Raw genomic sequence first — 15,088 nt, 5'->3', positions numbered from 1 at the left:
CTTTTGTACTATTAACAAACGTACGAGCATCTACGCTGAGAAGTGGCTTGCGCCTGTCCTGACAAGCTACGCTTCGTCAGTGGCCGATGTCGCAAACCACTTCGTATTGCGTATAACTGTTTGGCGTGTAACTTCCACCAATAAATCGTAGGGATCAGCTGGCCGCCATGTTTTTCGAGCCGGTAGACCAACTCAATGTTTGGGCATTCTTTTCCGGACAGTATCCTGCTCAAACGGGTCGGGTGGATGTCGATTTCTTCCGCAAAATCCTTTTTTGGCCGGTCAATGATCTTAATATACGCCTGAAGCTGGTTAGCAAAGGAGAAAGCCTCATCATACTGACTGTTTCTTAAATAATCCCTGATCAGTAGTTTCATGCGCATCAACTCGCTCAATAGCCGCTGCTGCTCCGACCGCTCTTTGAGCATATTCATCCGGATGGCCCTAAACGCTTCCTCAACTACTTGCCGTTCCGCCTCACTTATTTCTTCAGGGATGACATAGCGCTCTACGATCTCCTCGTCTGTCAGTTTCTCTTTTAGTTTCTGATATATTTCTTCAGATTTTTTCATCTCCTATGTAGTTTTAACCATCCTGTATCCAAAACAGATAGCCGAACCGGGTAGTTGCTCTTGTTTTACAACTCACTCCAAAAAGCAAGTTAATTTAATTTCTCCTAAATTGCCTGCTGACTAAGTCACTACAACTATGTCCATTTCACTTGCTTCCCAAGCCATCGCCCTGCTGCAATCCCTCATCGCCACCCCCTCTTTCTCCCGCGAGGAGGAGGAGACCGCTGCCATTATCGACCGTTTTCTAACAGATGCAGGCGTAACTACGCACCAAAAGGGGCACAACATCTGGGCCTTCAACCGCCACTTCGACGAAAACAAGCCCAACGTGCTGCTCAATTCCCACCACGACACCGTCAGGCCGGTGGCAGGCTGGACAAAAGACCCTTTCTCACCGGACCTGGAGGACGGCACACTCTACGGCCTGGGCAGCAACGACGCCGGCGGTCCCCTCGTCAGCCTGATCGCCACTTTCCTGCACTTTTACGAACGGGAAGACCTGCCCTTTAACCTTATCCTGGCAGCCACCGCTGAGGAGGAAATCTCGGGCGCGAATGGCATTGCTGCGGTGCTCCCCGAACTGCCGGAAATCGCCGTGGGCATCATCGGGGAGCCTACGCAGATGCAGCTGGCCATAGCCGAGCGCGGGCTCATGGTGATTGAAGCAGAAGTCACGGGCATAGCCGGTCACGCGGCCCGCAACGAAGGCGTCAACGCCATCTACCTGGCGCTAAAGGATATCGAGTGGATCCGGCAGCACCGCTTTGAGCAGGTCAGCCGCCTGCTGGGGCCAGTCAAGGCTACGGTGACGCAAATCAAGGCCGGCCATCAGCACAATGTGGTGCCCGACCGCTGCGACTTTGTGATTGATGTGCGTACCAATGAGCATTACACCAATGCAGAAGTGCTGGAGTACCTGCAGATCCATACGCAGTCTATACTCGTGCCGCGCTCCCTGCGCCTCAATCCCAGCGGCATCCCCGAAGACCACCCGCTGGTGCAGGCAGGTATTGGTTTGGGTATGTCCACCTATGGCTCGCCCACGCTTTCCGATCAGGCGCTTTGCCCTTTTCCTACCGTCAAAATCGGGCCCGGTGACTCCGCCCGCTCGCATACGGCGGATGAGTACATTAAGGTGTCAGAAGTGGAGGAAGGGATTGAGCGGTATATTGCGTTGCTGGAGGGGTATGTGGAGCGGGTGTGGGGAAGGAACATTTAAGTAATCTAGCTTTTTCAATAGTTCTTCCAACAGGCTCTGCCCCTCTATTCGCTATCCTCTTTATTTCCTATAGATCATCTGTCAACTGCCTAAAATCAAATGTGTGGGATCGTTGTAGAGATTGAACAGTTCCTCTCTGTCAATGGCCCAGTAGTAGTAGTCTACAGGCTCCATTTCAATCACATCGCCTTTATGCTTACGCCGTTCGGCTAATAAGTTTTGTAGCGCTTTTTCCACTTCGTTGAGGTCGATTCGCAAGCGGACTTTATTTTTGTACCAACTTTGCCGTGCGATAGGCGTCTTCTATTAGCTTTTTAACCAGTGAATTTACATCAATTCGATTTGAATTTATCCAGTTTCTTATTTCCGGATCTAGTTTCATCTCTATCTGCAAATACCTGGCTTCTTCTTCTATATCAAAATCAATTTTTTCCAGGGCCCATCAAATGCTTCATCATCTACTATTGTGGAGTCGTCATAAAATATCAAATGTTCAGGAACGTCTACACCGGCTTCTCCCAAGACCACTGCATCCAGCGCCTCAACTCCATCTACGCCTTCAAACGTCACCTCCATTTGGGAGGAAAACTGGCCTGTAGAAATCAACCGAAGCGCTTCTTTTGCTGATATTTGATTACTCATGCTTCTTTTTGCCGGATTCACTCTTCTTCTCATCCCATTCAAAATCTGGCATTTGGAGAAATTTAAAGTGACAAATAAATTTATGGCTTTTGACCTAAAGAGGCAAGCTCGAAAAAGCATCATCACCCCAAAATGTTTCTATGCGTATTCTCCTGATTTCGTAGTAGTCAGTTATGCTCGGAACAGAGCGGTTTGGGCGTTCACCCGACGCACGAATATACCGATAGTTATCGGCACAGGTATGCCGACCCGCCTGCCTAAGCATGGCCACCGGCGGCCAAAGCCTCTGACGACGGGACACGGACAGGCACGAAGTCATGTTTGGTCCCGAACTGCTTCGTCGTCGGTATAGCTTTTATTTTTTGGAATGTTGGGAGAATGGTATGTGGGGACTGTATACCGGACTGAAGGTGGGAGTCACCTCACCATACCGTCTTATGTCCAAGAGCAGCCAAAATGGAACTTATTTTGACCAGGTCCTGAGCAACCGGCGCTGCTCCACTATCCGCTAGTTTTTTTACTTCCTCCAGGTCATCTGTCAACTGCCCTAAAGTCAAATGTGTGGGGTCGTTGTAGGGGTTATACAATTCATCTCTGTCAATCGACCAGTAATAGTCTACAGGCTCCATTTCAATCACATCACCTTTCTGGTTACGCAGTTCGGCCAATAAATTTTGTAGCGCTTTTTCTACTTCATTGATGTCGATTCGCAAGCCCATTTCAGTTGATTATTTTTATGATGTTGGTATAGAACGTCTGAATCTCCTTTTCTAAATGCGCGATCCTCGATTCTATGATCTTTTGTTTCACCTGCTCGCTGGGAGCATTTTTCAGCAATCCCAAATTATCATATTTGAGTGGGTTTTGCTTGTATTTTTCAAGCTTATCTACATGCTCCACCATTCTTTTGTAATTGGATTTCGCTGCTTTGTATTCACTTTTCGATAATCGGCCTTTAGCATGTTCAATTTCCTCCTTGATGCTTGGTTTCTTTTTCCCGCTTCCTCTACTCGAAGTCTCACTATTTTCTTCTTTAACTTGTTCAAGGATTTGCTCAACGGTTTCCAAAGTAGTCATTGATAAGATCATACTACCGGTGGAGACCTGGCTGAAGGCTGTTTTCAGCAACCAGAAAGCAGTAACCAACAATAAAGTAAATAGTAAAGGTTTGACAGCAACGCCTTTTCTGTTTAGAATCAGTTCCATAGGTTAATAGGGGTTTAATGACACATCATGCTAAAATAATCAGAACCTCTTTCATAACTATCGATGGGCTGTTAAAATTCCGGATTTCTCCCTTTTTGAGGCTACGAGCGTGTGCATTCGGCCCTCAATTGACCATGAATGCAGCTTCATCGCAAACATCCCTGCACCGCGCCTAAGCATTTGCAAATAAATCCAATGCGCCTGATGGATTATAACGCTCACCCGCTTCTGTCTTTTCGATGGGTCCATCGGCTCTTGCCTTCAGCAGGGGGAGGCTCCGAAAAGGACCTGCGCTGACTGCCTAAGTGAGGCTTCATTTGATCGCCATCTGATTTTGGGTTTTTCCGGTAGATTGGATTAGGGGATGGGAATAGACGCACTTGTATTCAAATAAACCAAATCACTTATTTTTTAAAATAGCGTAGGTATGTTTTGCCGTCGATAACCCTTTTTACCTGAGATTCGTTGAGTGCGTCAACATCTTTGACAATCTCGGGTACAGACCGTCCTAATTCATGTAGCTCTTTTATCTTCGCTACCTGTTCTCGTGTCAGCGATTTTGGTCTCGCTTCAATAACTTTAATATAAAAATCATCGTCTTCCCATAATTGAGAAATAAAGGGATTAGGAATTCCTTTGTTAGGGTTTTGTCTGGTATATTCTGCAATTGCTATTTCTCTTTCCTCTAAAGAAAGAGCTGCCTTTTTGGTGATTCCGAGTTTGTGTAAATATCTGAGCCCTTTAAATCCACCAGGAATCATATTGAGGACATTTGGGTCATCAGTAAATTTATCAACGATAGCTTCCTCCCAATCCATAGCTTCTTCATAAGATTGATTAACTTCCCATAGGTGAGAACAGAAGTTGACATTCTTCAGCCCCATGCTCTCTCTCCATGCTTTGTGAAAGCTTTTACGGCTTCCTCGACGTATCTCTCCAATATGCTCTTTTAGTCGTAACAGCCAATTGCGACCAGTTATCCCTACGTAATTATAGGTATCCGAAGTGCCATCAATATGATCATGCCATGGAGTAAAACCGGTTTTCTTGTCAAAGTTTTGAGTGATCGTATGAATATAGCCTTGGTAGCCCTTATTAGCATCTCCCCATCCCTTCAATAAAAACTGTAAGGGGACTATAGTTTTCCAAACTATATTATGTTCATAGACCTGTATCCTATGTAAATAAGCTGGTCCAGGCCAAATCCGTTGAATTGCCTGAGTGTGAATATCTCTTCTTTCAATATTAGTATTCTGAGCAATCTCAAAAGGAGAATTGGTAAGCCTTTTAGATGCTTCTGGGCTATTAACTGTTTTAGTGTTATGCTTAATTAGAAAATCAATTGCCCCGACGCTATTTTGATTGATCTTTTTCAGGCACTCATCTAAACGCCGCAGCACTGGAAGACCACTTGAGGGAGGCAATAGACCATGGCAGTTTCGCACATCAAGAAATTTCAGCTTCATTTACAAGTATGGTTTATTCAGTCAATTTATGTAATCCACTACTGCGATGAAACCTTCACCCAAACCTCCCCAAATAACTCAAAGGCTCCACATCACAGATGGAATCCAGACTTCCCCTCGAATTGAACATCTTCGGACGCTTATCGAATTCAAATACTCTGTACAAATAGTAATTTGATTCGTGTTTTTGAGAGTACCTCAACTCATTCCGGCTAAAGTAGATCGGAGTGTACTTCCCAAGTTTAGTTGTTTTGACCTCAATGTATCGGTCCGTGCCGTTCTTGTTTCTGGAAAGAATATCAAAACCCGCGCCATCGCCTTGTTCTTTAGAAATCCATTCGATGGAATCAGCCAAACCGGCTTTATCTTCCTTGATCAGCCTCCACTTTTCATATTGCAGGACTAGTTCTTCCCCCCGGTCACCCAATAGCTTATTGGCTTGTTCTTTAGCGAGGTAATCAACTTTTGCAATGCGGGGCACGTATTCTGCTTTGGGCTCTTTGGCCTGAATAAGCTGTGGAATCGGCTCCAGCCACTTGGCGAAATCAATCTGTTGCGGATGACCGATGGACGCGGTAGTGAAATATTCAAATTCCTCTTTCCAGTATTCTGTGCTTTTCAAGTATTCGTCGACTGCCTGCACAAGTATCTTCTGGAAATTTGACATCGGCTTATAGCCGGAGATGAAAGGCATATCTAAGGCTCTTAGTACTGCACTGATATTCTGGTGTTTGTACTCTACGGAGCCATCTGACCTACCGTTGAGCCTTCTTTTTAGCCTCTTTCTGTGCTCTGACTTCTTGTACGGCACCCGCCTGATTTCCTTCGACAGCATATCAAAGTAATCTTTGACGATTTCCCTCACTTCATATTCTGACCAGTTTCGGCTCATCTATTGCTAGTTTCCCGCATCTGAAGGTGGTGCATATTATTGCAGTATATTAACGTACACCTCAAGAAAAAAACATCCGCCTATGCCACCCCAACCCCACCTGACCCGGCCAAAACCGCTCCTCCTCCGGCAGCCACAGCTTTTTACCCTCCAATTGCTGCAAGCTGTAGTCGCTGGCTGATTCTTCGAACAGCTTGTGATTCACCATGATGTGGTAATCCTTGCTGATCCCCACATAGCCGTAATCAAATGCAGCGTGCAGATTGGCGCAGAGCACAATGCCATTCGTCACCCGGTCATTGCCGGCTACGGCGTGCGGCTCGATATGGCAGGCTTGCAGCAGACTTTTAGGTGGGTCAACGTGCATGCGGGACATGGCACAGGTGTTTTTATACAAGCCGAGCAGCCGGATCTTGAAGAGGGAAGAACGCACAAATCCGGATTGATAAACCATTTTACTCTGGTATTTGACCTTGGGCTCTTCAAAGAATTCCAGCTCGTAGCTTTCCAGAGAATAAGGTTTATGACTTGGGAAGATCACTGCCTGCTTTTTCGGGAAGTACGTTTCCAGGATAGCCAGCCGGACCAGGTCGCGGTGCTCCTGCTTTTGAAGGAAGCTCCATACTTCTTCGGAGAAGTGCCCCGTTGCTCCCTGCTTTTCCAGATAGGTTTTACTTTTTTCTTCAGACAGTTGTCCGCCATTCACAATGACCTGCCATCCCAGCCCGTCCGATTTCAAATACAGCAGTGGGTAGTGTATTCGTTTGCTGCCTTTATTGCCATGCAACTCGTCCCAGTAATAGTCAAAGCGCTCAAACAGCCCACCATTGATCGGAATGCGGTTCTCCTCCAGCTTCAGCGTTTCCGTCCAGTCCAAGAGCGCCAGCACCAGAAGTGGTTTGTGCGGAGCGCTGTCTTTGTAGCGCCCGAGGCTCTGGAATTTTTCAAGTAGGTCTTGCATTAGTTTCAGTTCAATCTGGACACGGATACCGCTTCATCTCCCCACCCCTCCACATTAAACCCCGTCTCATAAATATAGTTCGGCGCTCTTGGCAGCGGCTGCCCGGCCCGCTGTTCGTAGGCCGCTTCGGGAAGGCGAAGCAGGGCATCGAAGTAAAGGTCCTTTGGGAAGAGGCCAGGGTTGGCCCGGACCCGCTCGTAGAAGGTACGGCCGTTGGCGAGCACAGCGCAGCGGGCGTACAGAAAGAGGTCGGCAGACAGGGATTCGTCCTCTGCCACAGAGGCTTCGGCGTAGTCCCGCCCATCGAGGTGGTAGAGTTGCCCGGCAAACCAGTCGTAAAAGTCGAGAAGGTCGGCTTCCGGGAATTGGCTGAGCTGAGCTATGGCAGGAGCGAGGACTGCTGCATCATCGCCTTCCTTCGACCAGTCGAGCGCGTGGATCACATCCCAGTACCGGGCCAGGCGCTCGTGTTGCTCAGCCAGGGTGTGCTCCACCGCCTGCAGGGTGGCTTCATCGTCCGTTTCCAGGAGTATTTTGGTCAGGCGCAGTTTGCGTTCGGCAGTGCTCATAAGCATTAATGGTATGAATGGGTAATTTAGGTAAATCCGGCCCTTTTTGCAAGTTGCCCCGCCACCTAAGCCTCCCCCACCTTATCCACCATAAAACTCAGCCGCTGCAAGTCCGCCGTGCGCTGCTCCACGATGGAGTCTTCGGCATCGAGGTGCTCCAGCCACAATTGTGCGCCGGTGAGCAGTTGCCGGATAGCGGCGGCGGTGGTGCGGCCTTTGCCCTGCAGGTAGAGTTCCAGCTCCACAGCAGCGAGCTGCAGGGCGACGGTGGCGGCTTCGAGGTAGAGAAAGCCTTCGCCTTCGCCCAGGCGCTGTTGCAGGAGGGGCAGGGCCGACCGGTAGTGTTCTCTGGATTTTGGCAGCTCCTCCTGTTCCTGATACAGTTCCCCGAGGTATTTGTGGTTGGAGGCCAGGAAGAACGCCGATTCGTTTTCCGGGAGCTGCTGCAGCAGGACCACTGCCCGGTGGTGACACTCCAATGCCTCTTCCTCCCGGCCTTCATCCTGATGGATCAGCCCGCAGGCGCCGTACAGGCGGGCGAGGAAGAGGGAAGGACCTTCCCCGGAGGCTTCCAATCCATTGATAGCCTTGTGATAGTGGTGCAGGGCCTGTTCCATATCAAACTGGTCCTGATGCACTTTGCCAAGGTCATAATGCAGGGCCCACCGCTCGGCAGGGGGCAGGTCGGTGCTCAGGGCTTCCTGCAGCAGGGCCCGGGCTTTATCAAACTGAAAGGCCTGCCTCAGCTGATAGGCTTCTTTGCGCACATTCGGGGTATCCGTATTCATGGTTGGTTATCGCTTTAATGCATGATCGGAGCTAAAATACAGACTTTTCGGGGGTAGCCCACCTAGTTTTTCAAAAGCTTCTATAATTTAATTACCTTTCCGCAATTACCTAATTTATTCGTTTTTGATATGAAAATTGACAAGCACAAGGTCGTAACCTTGCATTATAAATTACAGGAAAAGAGCGCGGAAGGCGATTTGGTGGAAGAAACCTTCGGAAGTGAGCCCCTCGTATTTCTGTACGGCACAGGCGCTATGATCCCGAAGTTCGAGCAGGAGCTTTCCGGTATGGAAAAGGGCGACACCTTCGCTTTTGGCATCCCAAGTGCGGAAGCCTACGGCGACTACAACCCGGAGGCGATTGCACCTGTGCCTACGGAGGCCTTTGTGGTCGATGGACAGCTGGCGGAAGACCTGCTGCAGGTGGGCCGTGTCATCCCCATGCGCGATAACGAAGGTAATCAGCTGCTGGGTACGGTCATGGAAGTGGGCGAAGAGCAGGTACAAATGAATTTTAACCACCCGATGGCGGGCGTCGACCTGTACTTCTCCGGCCGTATTGAGGAGGTGCGCGAGGCCACCAAGGAAGAAGTGGAGCACGGCCACGTGCATGGCAAAGGGGGCGTAGAGCATTAAGCTATGCCACCTATTATCACTGACCAAATGGGGCGCAAGGTGCAACTGCCGGCGCCCCCGCTGCGGATCGTCTCTCTTGTGCCTTCCCAAACGGAGCTGCTGGCCGAACTGAACCTGGACAAGGAGGTAGTAGGCATTACGAAGTTTTGTGTGCACCCGGAAGACTGGTTCCGCAGCAAAACCCGCGTGGGCGGCACCAAGGAAGTCAAAATGAAGGTCATCGCCGACCTGTCCCCCAACCTGATCATCGGCAACAAGGAAGAGAACAGCCCGGAAGATATCCGCGCACTGGAAAAAGACTACCCGGTGTGGATGAGCGATATTGAGGACCTGGAAGATGCCCTGGAAATGATCCGCACGATCGGGCTGCTCACCGACCGCCAACCGGCAGCCGAGGAGCTGGCCGGGAAAATCAACGGGGCCTTCATTGCTCTTGGGCAGCAGGTACAGCGCCTGCCACAGGTGAGCGCAGCTTATCTGATTTGGCGCGACCCCTACATGGTGGCGGGCCGGGAGACCTTTATTGATGAGATGTTGCAGCGGGCTGGCTTTAGCAATGTTTTCTCACGGGAGCGCCGCTACCCGGAGGTCAGCCTGGATGCGATTGCTGCCCGGGAGCCGGAGGTCATTTTACTGTCTTCCGAGCCCTATCCGTTCAAGGAAAAACACATCGCGGAGCTACAGGCGGCCTGCCCGACTTCGGACATTCAGCTGATCGACGGGGAGCTTTTCTCCTGGTACGGCAGCCGTTTGCTGCAAAGCCCGGACTACTTCAGGGCGCTGCGGGGGCGTTAATGTCCATTTCACGGCAATGCGGTTGAGCAGAATCCGTTATCTTTGTGGTGCGGGGCGTGCATTGCCCTGCACATGATTCAAAGACAGACGGCCCATGAAATACTTGTACCTTATCCTTGCCCTCAGCCTGTTCAGCCTGACCGCTCAGGCGCAGCCGGCAGATGCTCAAACCGGAAAGATTGAAAATCAGCGCCTGCTGCAGCTGAAGGAGGGCACCGCACTCCAACCTCTGCTCAAACGCGCCAATGCGAAGTTTGAAGGCGCTGTTTTCCAAAAGAGAGCAGTGGCCCGCAGCCTGAACATCCACCTGCTGGAGTTCGACCCTGCCCGCTGCCCCGCGGATGCGCTGTCGCAATGGCTGGAGGAACAGCCCGAAGTTCTTTACCAACACGCCAACTACAAGGTCGATTTCCGGACTACCCCAAATGATCCCGAATATGACCGGCAGTGGGGGGCGGAGCGCATCGGGCTGCCGGAGGTGTGGAATTTCGGTCAGGGCGGCGTCACTGCCAACGGGGATACCATCGTTATTGCGATCGTCGATAGTGGCTTTGACCTTTCCCACGAAGATATCATTGGCAATACCTGGACTAACCCGCACGAGATCCCCGGTGATGGCGTGGACAATGACGGTAACGGATACGTTGATGACATCAATGGCTGGGATTTTCGCGGCAACAGCCCTGAAATTGCCTTCGACGACCACGGCTTGCAGGTCTCAGGGGTGCTGGCAGCTACCGCCAACAACGACAAGGGTGTGGCCGGTGTGTGCTGGAATGCGAAGATCATGTACCTCAGCATCGGCACGGTGGATGGGATCGTCTCTGCCTATGAGTATGTCCTGGAACAGCGGCAGCGCTACAACGAAACCCTGGGCGCGGAAGGTGCTTTCGTGGTGGCTACCAATGCGTCTTTTGGCCTTTTCGATCCCTTCTTTTGTTCGGAATACCCCATTTGGGGCAATATGTATGACCTGCTGGGCGAAGCGGGCGTCCTGACTGGTGCCGGCACAACCAATGAGAACAGGGATATTGACGTGGTGGGCGATATGCCGACTTCCTGCGAAAGTGACTTCATCATTACAGTGCTCAACGGCACGGAAGATGAGGAAAAGTCTACCCGGTCGGGCTACGGCAAGGTCGCTATTGACATGGCGGCACCCGGTGACAACTCCTACAGCCTTGCGCCGTTCAACCGCTATGCCATTTTTAACGGCAATTCAGCGGCTGCGCCCCACCTTTCGGGTGCGATTGGGCTGCTTTACAGCATGCCTTGCGAGTTCCTGTCTACTGATGCCCTGACCAAGCCGAAGGAAACCGCTCTTTTCATACGTTCCATCCTGATTGAAAGCGTGGACCTTTTCCCTGCTTTCGAAGACATTACCGCTACGGGCGGCCGCCTCAATGTGCGCAGTGCCATGAACCTGCTTAGCGATGCCTGCGGGGGCAGTACGGGCGACCTGGGCCTGCTCAACATCTACCCTAACCCGGCGCGGGACCAACTGACCATTCAGTACGAATCGCCGGACTTTGAGACTTACGAGTTCCGCATCTACAATGCGCTCGGGCAACTGGTGTACCGCAATAACGATACGCCGGCGCGCTTCCGCGAAAAGCGTCTGGAAGTGGATGTCAGCCGCTGGCAGGCGGGGATGTACGTGGTGGAAGTCTTCAGGGGAAATAGTGTGGAGACGAAGCCGGTTATTATTCTGCAGTATTAGAATTGCTATGTTAGCATCTCTATTAGTAGCTGGCTCGGGTGATACGGGCTGGGTGCGACTTCTACGAAGTCGATCACGCAGGTGTCGCCGGAGTTAGTAACATGTGACTTCTACGAAGTCGGCTGTGTAGGTGTTGCCGGGGTTAGAAAGATGCGACTTCCAAGAAGTCGGTTACCCCGGGTATTGAGAGGATTAGCAGGGTGTAACTCTCCCAAGTTACAACTGGTAGACTGACTTCCGCGAAAGCATTTCATGCCTGTCATGAAACTGCTGTGCTTCAACGTGCAGGCACCACTTTCCACCACAGCAGGACTTCGTAGAAGTTCTATTTTACTAACCTCCAAACACCACACCTTACCCGACTTCGTAGAAGTCGCAGGTTAACCCCAGGCAGCCGAGACCCTAAGCCGGCCGAAACACCTCCCCCCGCAAATTGCCATACGCATCAAAGCTGCGCCCCAGGCTGAAAGCCACCCCCAGCACCACACTCAGCGCAATACAGACAAAAATCACGACCATAATCGCCAGCTGATAACGAATAGCCGTATCCGGTGTCGCCCCGCCGATGATCTGCCCCGTCATCATCCCCGGCAGAAAGACCACCCCCATCGTCGCCATACTCGCCACCGAAGGGTTCAGCGCCGCCTGCAGGCTGTTGCGGAAGAAAGGGATCAGCGCTTCCCAGCGAGACGCCCCCGCAGCCAGGTAGTACCGGTAAGTATCCTGCTGATCCTGCAGACGCTGGTAAAAATCAGAAAGCCCAATCACGATACCCTTGAGGGCATTGCCCAGCAACATCCCCCCGATAATGATCAGGTACTGAGCCGAAAAGATATCCGATACCGGCAGGACAAGCGCATTGAACAACAGCAGCACCCCAAGCCCACTGACCAGCAGTGCCAGAAAGACCGGCACAAAAAAGACACGCAATTGGAGCGCGCTGTTCTGAACCGCCGAGCTCGCAGCAAAGCCCACCATAGCCACCACCCAGAGCAAATTCAGCCACATATTGTCCCAGCGGAACCAGTAGATCAGCAGGACGCCGACCAGAGTCAGCTGCACCGTCATGCGCACCACCGCCACGGCCATGCGCCGAAGCATGCCCAAACGGAAATACCAGATCAGCCCGGCCGGGATCAGCAGCAGGGCGTAAAAGGCAGCCATCGCCCACAGCGATATGGGTACAGATTGGTCCATCAGGAATGCGTTGAGGTGAGGTCAAGGGTTTGGTCAGCCTGCCAACCCGGGTCGTGGGCAACGATGATCGCGGTCTTTTCTTTCAGGTTGGAGATGTAGTCCATCATCTGTGTTTTGCGGTCTGAATCCACTGCTGAGGTAGCTTCGTCCAGTAACAACAGCGGGCGGTCCAGCAGCAAGGCGCCGATGAGCGCCAGGCGCTGTTGCTCACCCCCGGATAACTCCCGAACCGGCTGTTTCAGTTGTCCGGGCTGCAGCCCGAAGCGTTCGAAGTAGCTTAGTATCGTTTGTTCAGAAAAATCTGCACGCTGATTAGCCTCAAACTGATGGACCTGCTCCAGCAATTGCCAGGCAGTACCTTCCACCCTTGGCAGCTGCTGCGGCACATAGGCTACCGATTGCCGGAGCAACCAGACCGTTTGTGCATTCAGCGGCTTCCCACCAATGTGGATACTCCCTTTGTCAGGGATACAAAACCCCAGAAGCAAGCGAAGCAGCGTACTCTTTCCGCTCCCGGAAGGCCCCTGAACAAGTAGGTGAGTACCGGCTGTAAGGTGCAGGGAAAAGTCATCAAACACCGTCTTTTGACCAAAGCTTACCGTGATGTGCTCCAGCCGGACTTCCATATCCTGAGTTATTGCTGACTGGCGGTAAGGGAAGTGGAGCGGGCAATGGCTTTCAGGGCTTCCTTTACCATCGCATCTTCCATATTCCACACTTTGTAGTAGCCCTCATCCTCGAAGAGCTGTTTGGCAATGCGGGCTTTGAGCATATGCCTGGCGGCGTGCCTGACGGGCTCACTCAGTTCGGCTGCGGCAAGAGGGTCCCCATGTTCCTCAGCGTAAGTAATCAGTCCCTGCAACATAGCATCATCGACGGTGAAGGTGGCAATGAAACGGTCCAGCCCTTGTTCTGCAAGGGCAGCGGGGTCTGCTGCTTCGCCCAGGTAGCGGAAAACGTACTGCGGTACGTATTGCCGGAGCGTCAGGTAGTCTTCATCCAGGCTGAGGGTGTCAATGGGCACGAATACATCGGGCATGATGCCACCACCGCCGTAGACGATCCGCCCGTTGTCGGTATAGTATTCGGTGGAGTCCTGTATCAGCATATTCCGGGCAGCTTCCATTTCTCCAGTCTCGTAGCGGTCGTACATCTCATGCTCGTAAGCCTCAGGGTCATCGTAGGGCTTTTGGATGGAACGGCCAGAGGGTGTGTAGTAGCGGGCAACGGTAAGGCGCAGAGCAGCTCCATCGCGGAGTTTGTACTGTTCCTGCACCAGCCCCTTCCCAAAGGAACGCCGGCCAATAATTACGCCCCGGTCGTGGTCCTGAATCGCCCCCGCTACAATCTCACTGGCCGAAGCGGAGCCCTCATCAATCAACACAACGATGTCCTCCACATCGAAGAAGTTGCGCCCGGTGGATGTATACTCGCTGCGGCTGACGGCATCGCCTTCGGTGTAGACCAGAAGTTGGTCTTTTTCCTTGAACAGCTGACTGAGCATATTGGTGGCCTGCTGAAGGTAGCCCCCGGGATTGTGCCGGAGGTCGAGCACGAGATCTTCCATGCCCTGATTCTCCACCAGCTCTTCCAGTGCTTTCATAAATTCTTCATAGGTCGTTGCGCTAAAGCGGTTGACCTTAATGTAACCGGTATTGGTGTCCAGCATGTAGGCCACGTCCACGCTATTCATAGGGATTTCATCCCGGGTCACCGTAAACTGCCGCAACTTGGTTTCCTTGCCGCGCAGGATACCGATTTGCACGTCTGTTCCCTTTTCGCCCCTCAGCATTTTGATAATATCATCGGAGTCCATGCCTACCCCGGCGATGGTGGAGTCAGCAATTTGCACAATGCGGTCGCCGGAGAGGATGCCCGCCGTTTCGGAGGGCCCGCCGGCGAGGGGAGTAACGACTACGATGGTGTCATCCAAAACCATAAATTCCACGCCTATGCCATCAAAATTGCCTTTGAGCTGTTCGTTGACGGCTTGCAGTTCTTCCGCGGAAATGTAGTTGGAATGAGGATCGAGGCGGGAGAGGAGGTCGTCAATAACTTCCTGTGTGAGCGCTTCCTTATCAATGGCGTCCACGTATTTAGCCTCCACATAGCGCAGTATTTCCTCTATTTTGCCCTGCCCGATGCCTTCGGGGCCGGGGGCTTCCTGCTCCACCACAAGCTTGGGCATATTGGACTGCATACGCATGCCCAAGAGCATACCGGTGACAAGCACAATGGCAAACAACAGAGGGAGCCAGATACTGAGTTTATTCGGAGCTGAAGGTCGATCTTGATGCATGTTCGGGACAGGGTGTAATGATTTCGCAAAAAAAAGTCAAATGCAATGGCTTCGGCGGACTGAGGCGGTAGTTCGTAAATTACCAGGTTAATACAAAAATAGGGGATTTAATGTTGCTCAAATCCG

The 15,088-nt window shown here is 51.7% G+C and carries 17 protein-coding genes; 4 read left to right on the top strand and 13 right to left on the bottom strand.

Going from position 1 to position 15,088, the window contains the following annotated elements; translation table 11 throughout:
* Positions 1-11 precede the first annotated feature (11 nt).
* On the bottom strand, positions 12-572 hold the full coding sequence (locus MRY86_RS04220; protein WP_293565568.1) for a helix-turn-helix transcriptional regulator: 561 nt from the start codon (positions 570-572) through the stop codon (positions 12-14).
* A 136-nt stretch (positions 573-708) separates the two neighbouring features.
* Here MRY86_RS04220 and MRY86_RS04215 point away from each other — a divergent pair, with 136 nt between their 5' ends.
* Positions 709-1,791 carry a M20 family metallo-hydrolase gene (locus MRY86_RS04215; protein ID WP_293565570.1) on the top strand — a complete coding sequence of 361 codons (1,083 nt, stop codon included), beginning with the start codon at positions 709-711 and terminating at the stop codon, positions 1,789-1,791.
* Positions 1,792-1,872: 81 nt separating this feature from the next.
* On the opposite strand, the gene MRY86_RS04210 is transcribed toward MRY86_RS04215, so the two are convergent.
* From MRY86_RS04210 to MRY86_RS04170, 9 genes are all read right to left on the bottom strand, one after another.
* Positions 1,873-2,049, bottom strand: a complete 177-nt coding sequence (locus MRY86_RS04210) for a hypothetical protein (RefSeq protein ID WP_293565572.1) — start codon at positions 2,047-2,049, stop codon at positions 1,873-1,875.
* 153 nt (positions 2,050-2,202) lie between these two features.
* Positions 2,203-2,433 (bottom strand): hypothetical protein, encoded by a 231-nt coding sequence (locus MRY86_RS04205; RefSeq protein WP_293565574.1) that lies wholly within the window; start codon positions 2,431-2,433, stop codon positions 2,203-2,205.
* 422 nt (positions 2,434-2,855) lie between these two features.
* Complete coding sequence (locus MRY86_RS04200; protein WP_293565576.1) at positions 2,856-3,152, bottom strand: hypothetical protein; 297 nt, start codon at positions 3,150-3,152, stop codon at positions 2,856-2,858.
* Between the two features lies 1 nt (position 3,153).
* Positions 3,154-3,639 carry a hypothetical protein gene (locus MRY86_RS04195; protein WP_293565578.1) on the bottom strand — a complete coding sequence of 162 codons (486 nt, stop codon included), beginning with the start codon at positions 3,637-3,639 and terminating at the stop codon, positions 3,154-3,156.
* A gap of 404 nt (positions 3,640-4,043) precedes the next feature.
* Positions 4,044-5,105 (bottom strand): hypothetical protein, encoded by a 1,062-nt coding sequence (locus tag MRY86_RS04190; RefSeq protein ID WP_293565580.1) that lies wholly within the window; start codon positions 5,103-5,105, stop codon positions 4,044-4,046.
* Positions 5,106-5,160: 55 nt separating this feature from the next.
* A complete protein-coding gene (locus tag MRY86_RS04185; RefSeq protein WP_293565582.1) occupies positions 5,161-5,997 on the bottom strand; it encodes a DUF3883 domain-containing protein in 837 nt (278 codons plus the stop codon).
* A 61-nt stretch (positions 5,998-6,058) separates the two neighbouring features.
* On the bottom strand, positions 6,059-6,958 hold the full coding sequence (locus tag MRY86_RS04180) for an HNH endonuclease (protein ID WP_293565584.1): 900 nt from the start codon (positions 6,956-6,958) through the stop codon (positions 6,059-6,061).
* 5 nt (positions 6,959-6,963) lie between these two features.
* The gene (locus MRY86_RS04175; RefSeq protein WP_293565586.1) at positions 6,964-7,527 is read right to left on the bottom strand and encodes a DUF4240 domain-containing protein; all 564 of its coding nucleotides are present in this window, start codon (positions 7,525-7,527) and stop codon (positions 6,964-6,966) included.
* Positions 7,528-7,592: 65 nt separating this feature from the next.
* Positions 7,593-8,315 carry a tetratricopeptide repeat protein gene (locus MRY86_RS04170; protein ID WP_293565587.1) on the bottom strand — a complete coding sequence of 241 codons (723 nt, stop codon included), beginning with the start codon at positions 8,313-8,315 and terminating at the stop codon, positions 7,593-7,595.
* A gap of 129 nt (positions 8,316-8,444) precedes the next feature.
* Between MRY86_RS04170 and MRY86_RS04165 the strand changes: the two genes are divergently transcribed.
* The 3 genes from MRY86_RS04165 (at position 8,445) to MRY86_RS04155 (ending at position 11,466) form a co-directional block, all read left to right on the top strand.
* Positions 8,445-8,951, top strand: coding sequence for a peptidylprolyl isomerase (locus MRY86_RS04165; RefSeq protein WP_293565588.1), 507 nt, complete (start codon positions 8,445-8,447; stop codon positions 8,949-8,951).
* Between the two features lie 3 nt (positions 8,952-8,954).
* Positions 8,955-9,746 (top strand): helical backbone metal receptor, encoded by a 792-nt coding sequence (locus MRY86_RS04160; protein ID WP_293565589.1) that lies wholly within the window; start codon positions 8,955-8,957, stop codon positions 9,744-9,746.
* Between the two features lie 94 nt (positions 9,747-9,840).
* Complete coding sequence (locus MRY86_RS04155) at positions 9,841-11,466, top strand: S8/S53 family peptidase (RefSeq protein WP_293565590.1); 1,626 nt, start codon at positions 9,841-9,843, stop codon at positions 11,464-11,466.
* A gap of 402 nt (positions 11,467-11,868) precedes the next feature.
* Here the strand turns inward: MRY86_RS04155 and MRY86_RS04150 are convergent, their stop codons facing one another.
* The 3 genes from MRY86_RS04150 to MRY86_RS04140 are packed head-to-tail and all read right to left on the bottom strand — an operon-like array spanning position 11,869 to position 14,962.
* Positions 11,869-12,663 (bottom strand): ABC transporter permease, encoded by a 795-nt coding sequence (locus tag MRY86_RS04150; protein WP_293565591.1) that lies wholly within the window; start codon positions 12,661-12,663, stop codon positions 11,869-11,871.
* On the bottom strand, positions 12,663-13,289 hold the full coding sequence (locus MRY86_RS04145; protein ID WP_293565592.1) for an ATP-binding cassette domain-containing protein: 627 nt from the start codon (positions 13,287-13,289) through the stop codon (positions 12,663-12,665). Before MRY86_RS04145 ends, MRY86_RS04150 begins: the two co-directional genes overlap by 1 nt.
* An 8-nt stretch (positions 13,290-13,297) precedes the next feature.
* A complete protein-coding gene (locus tag MRY86_RS04140) occupies positions 13,298-14,962 on the bottom strand; it encodes a S41 family peptidase (RefSeq protein WP_293565593.1) in 1,665 nt (554 codons plus the stop codon).
* Between the last annotated feature and the right edge of the window lie 126 nt (positions 14,963-15,088).

Source organism: Phaeodactylibacter sp. (assembly GCF_022763345.1).
Lineage (GTDB): Bacteria > Bacteroidota > Bacteroidia > Chitinophagales > Saprospiraceae > Phaeodactylibacter.
Note: the sequence above shows the minus strand (reverse complement) of the source record. Positions and strands in the feature narration are given on the sequence as shown.

Bases quoted from the DNA above. Each gene is read 5' to 3' on its own strand.
- MRY86_RS04220 (WP_293565568.1), bottom strand. From the start codon at position 572: ATGAAAAAATCTGAAGAAATATATCAGAAACTAAAAGAGAAACTGACA.
- MRY86_RS04215 (WP_293565570.1), top strand. From the start codon at position 709: ATGTCCATTTCACTTGCTTCCCAAGCCATCGCCCTGCTGCAATCCCTC.
- MRY86_RS04205 (WP_293565574.1), bottom strand. From the start codon at position 2,433: ATGAGTAATCAAATATCAGCAAAAGAAGCGCTTCGGTTGATTTCTACA.
- MRY86_RS04200 (WP_293565576.1), bottom strand. From the start codon at position 3,152: ATGGGCTTGCGAATCGACATCAATGAAGTAGAAAAAGCGCTACAAAAT.
- MRY86_RS04195 (WP_293565578.1), bottom strand. From the start codon at position 3,639: ATGGAACTGATTCTAAACAGAAAAGGCGTTGCTGTCAAACCTTTACTA.
- MRY86_RS04190 (WP_293565580.1), bottom strand. From the start codon at position 5,105: ATGAAGCTGAAATTTCTTGATGTGCGAAACTGCCATGGTCTATTGCCT.
- MRY86_RS04185 (WP_293565582.1), bottom strand. From the start codon at position 5,997: ATGAGCCGAAACTGGTCAGAATATGAAGTGAGGGAAATCGTCAAAGAT.
- MRY86_RS04180 (WP_293565584.1), bottom strand. From the start codon at position 6,958: ATGCAAGACCTACTTGAAAAATTCCAGAGCCTCGGGCGCTACAAAGAC.
- MRY86_RS04175 (WP_293565586.1), bottom strand. From the start codon at position 7,527: ATGAGCACTGCCGAACGCAAACTGCGCCTGACCAAAATACTCCTGGAA.
- MRY86_RS04170 (WP_293565587.1), bottom strand. From the start codon at position 8,315: ATGAATACGGATACCCCGAATGTGCGCAAAGAAGCCTATCAGCTGAGG.
- MRY86_RS04165 (WP_293565588.1), top strand. From the start codon at position 8,445: ATGAAAATTGACAAGCACAAGGTCGTAACCTTGCATTATAAATTACAG.
- MRY86_RS04160 (WP_293565589.1), top strand. From the start codon at position 8,955: ATGCCACCTATTATCACTGACCAAATGGGGCGCAAGGTGCAACTGCCG.
- MRY86_RS04155 (WP_293565590.1), top strand. From the start codon at position 9,841: ATGAAATACTTGTACCTTATCCTTGCCCTCAGCCTGTTCAGCCTGACC.
- MRY86_RS04150 (WP_293565591.1), bottom strand. From the start codon at position 12,663: ATGGACCAATCTGTACCCATATCGCTGTGGGCGATGGCTGCCTTTTAC.
- MRY86_RS04145 (WP_293565592.1), bottom strand. From the start codon at position 13,289: ATGGAAGTCCGGCTGGAGCACATCACGGTAAGCTTTGGTCAAAAGACG.
- MRY86_RS04140 (WP_293565593.1), bottom strand. From the start codon at position 14,962: ATGCATCAAGATCGACCTTCAGCTCCGAATAAACTCAGTATCTGGCTC.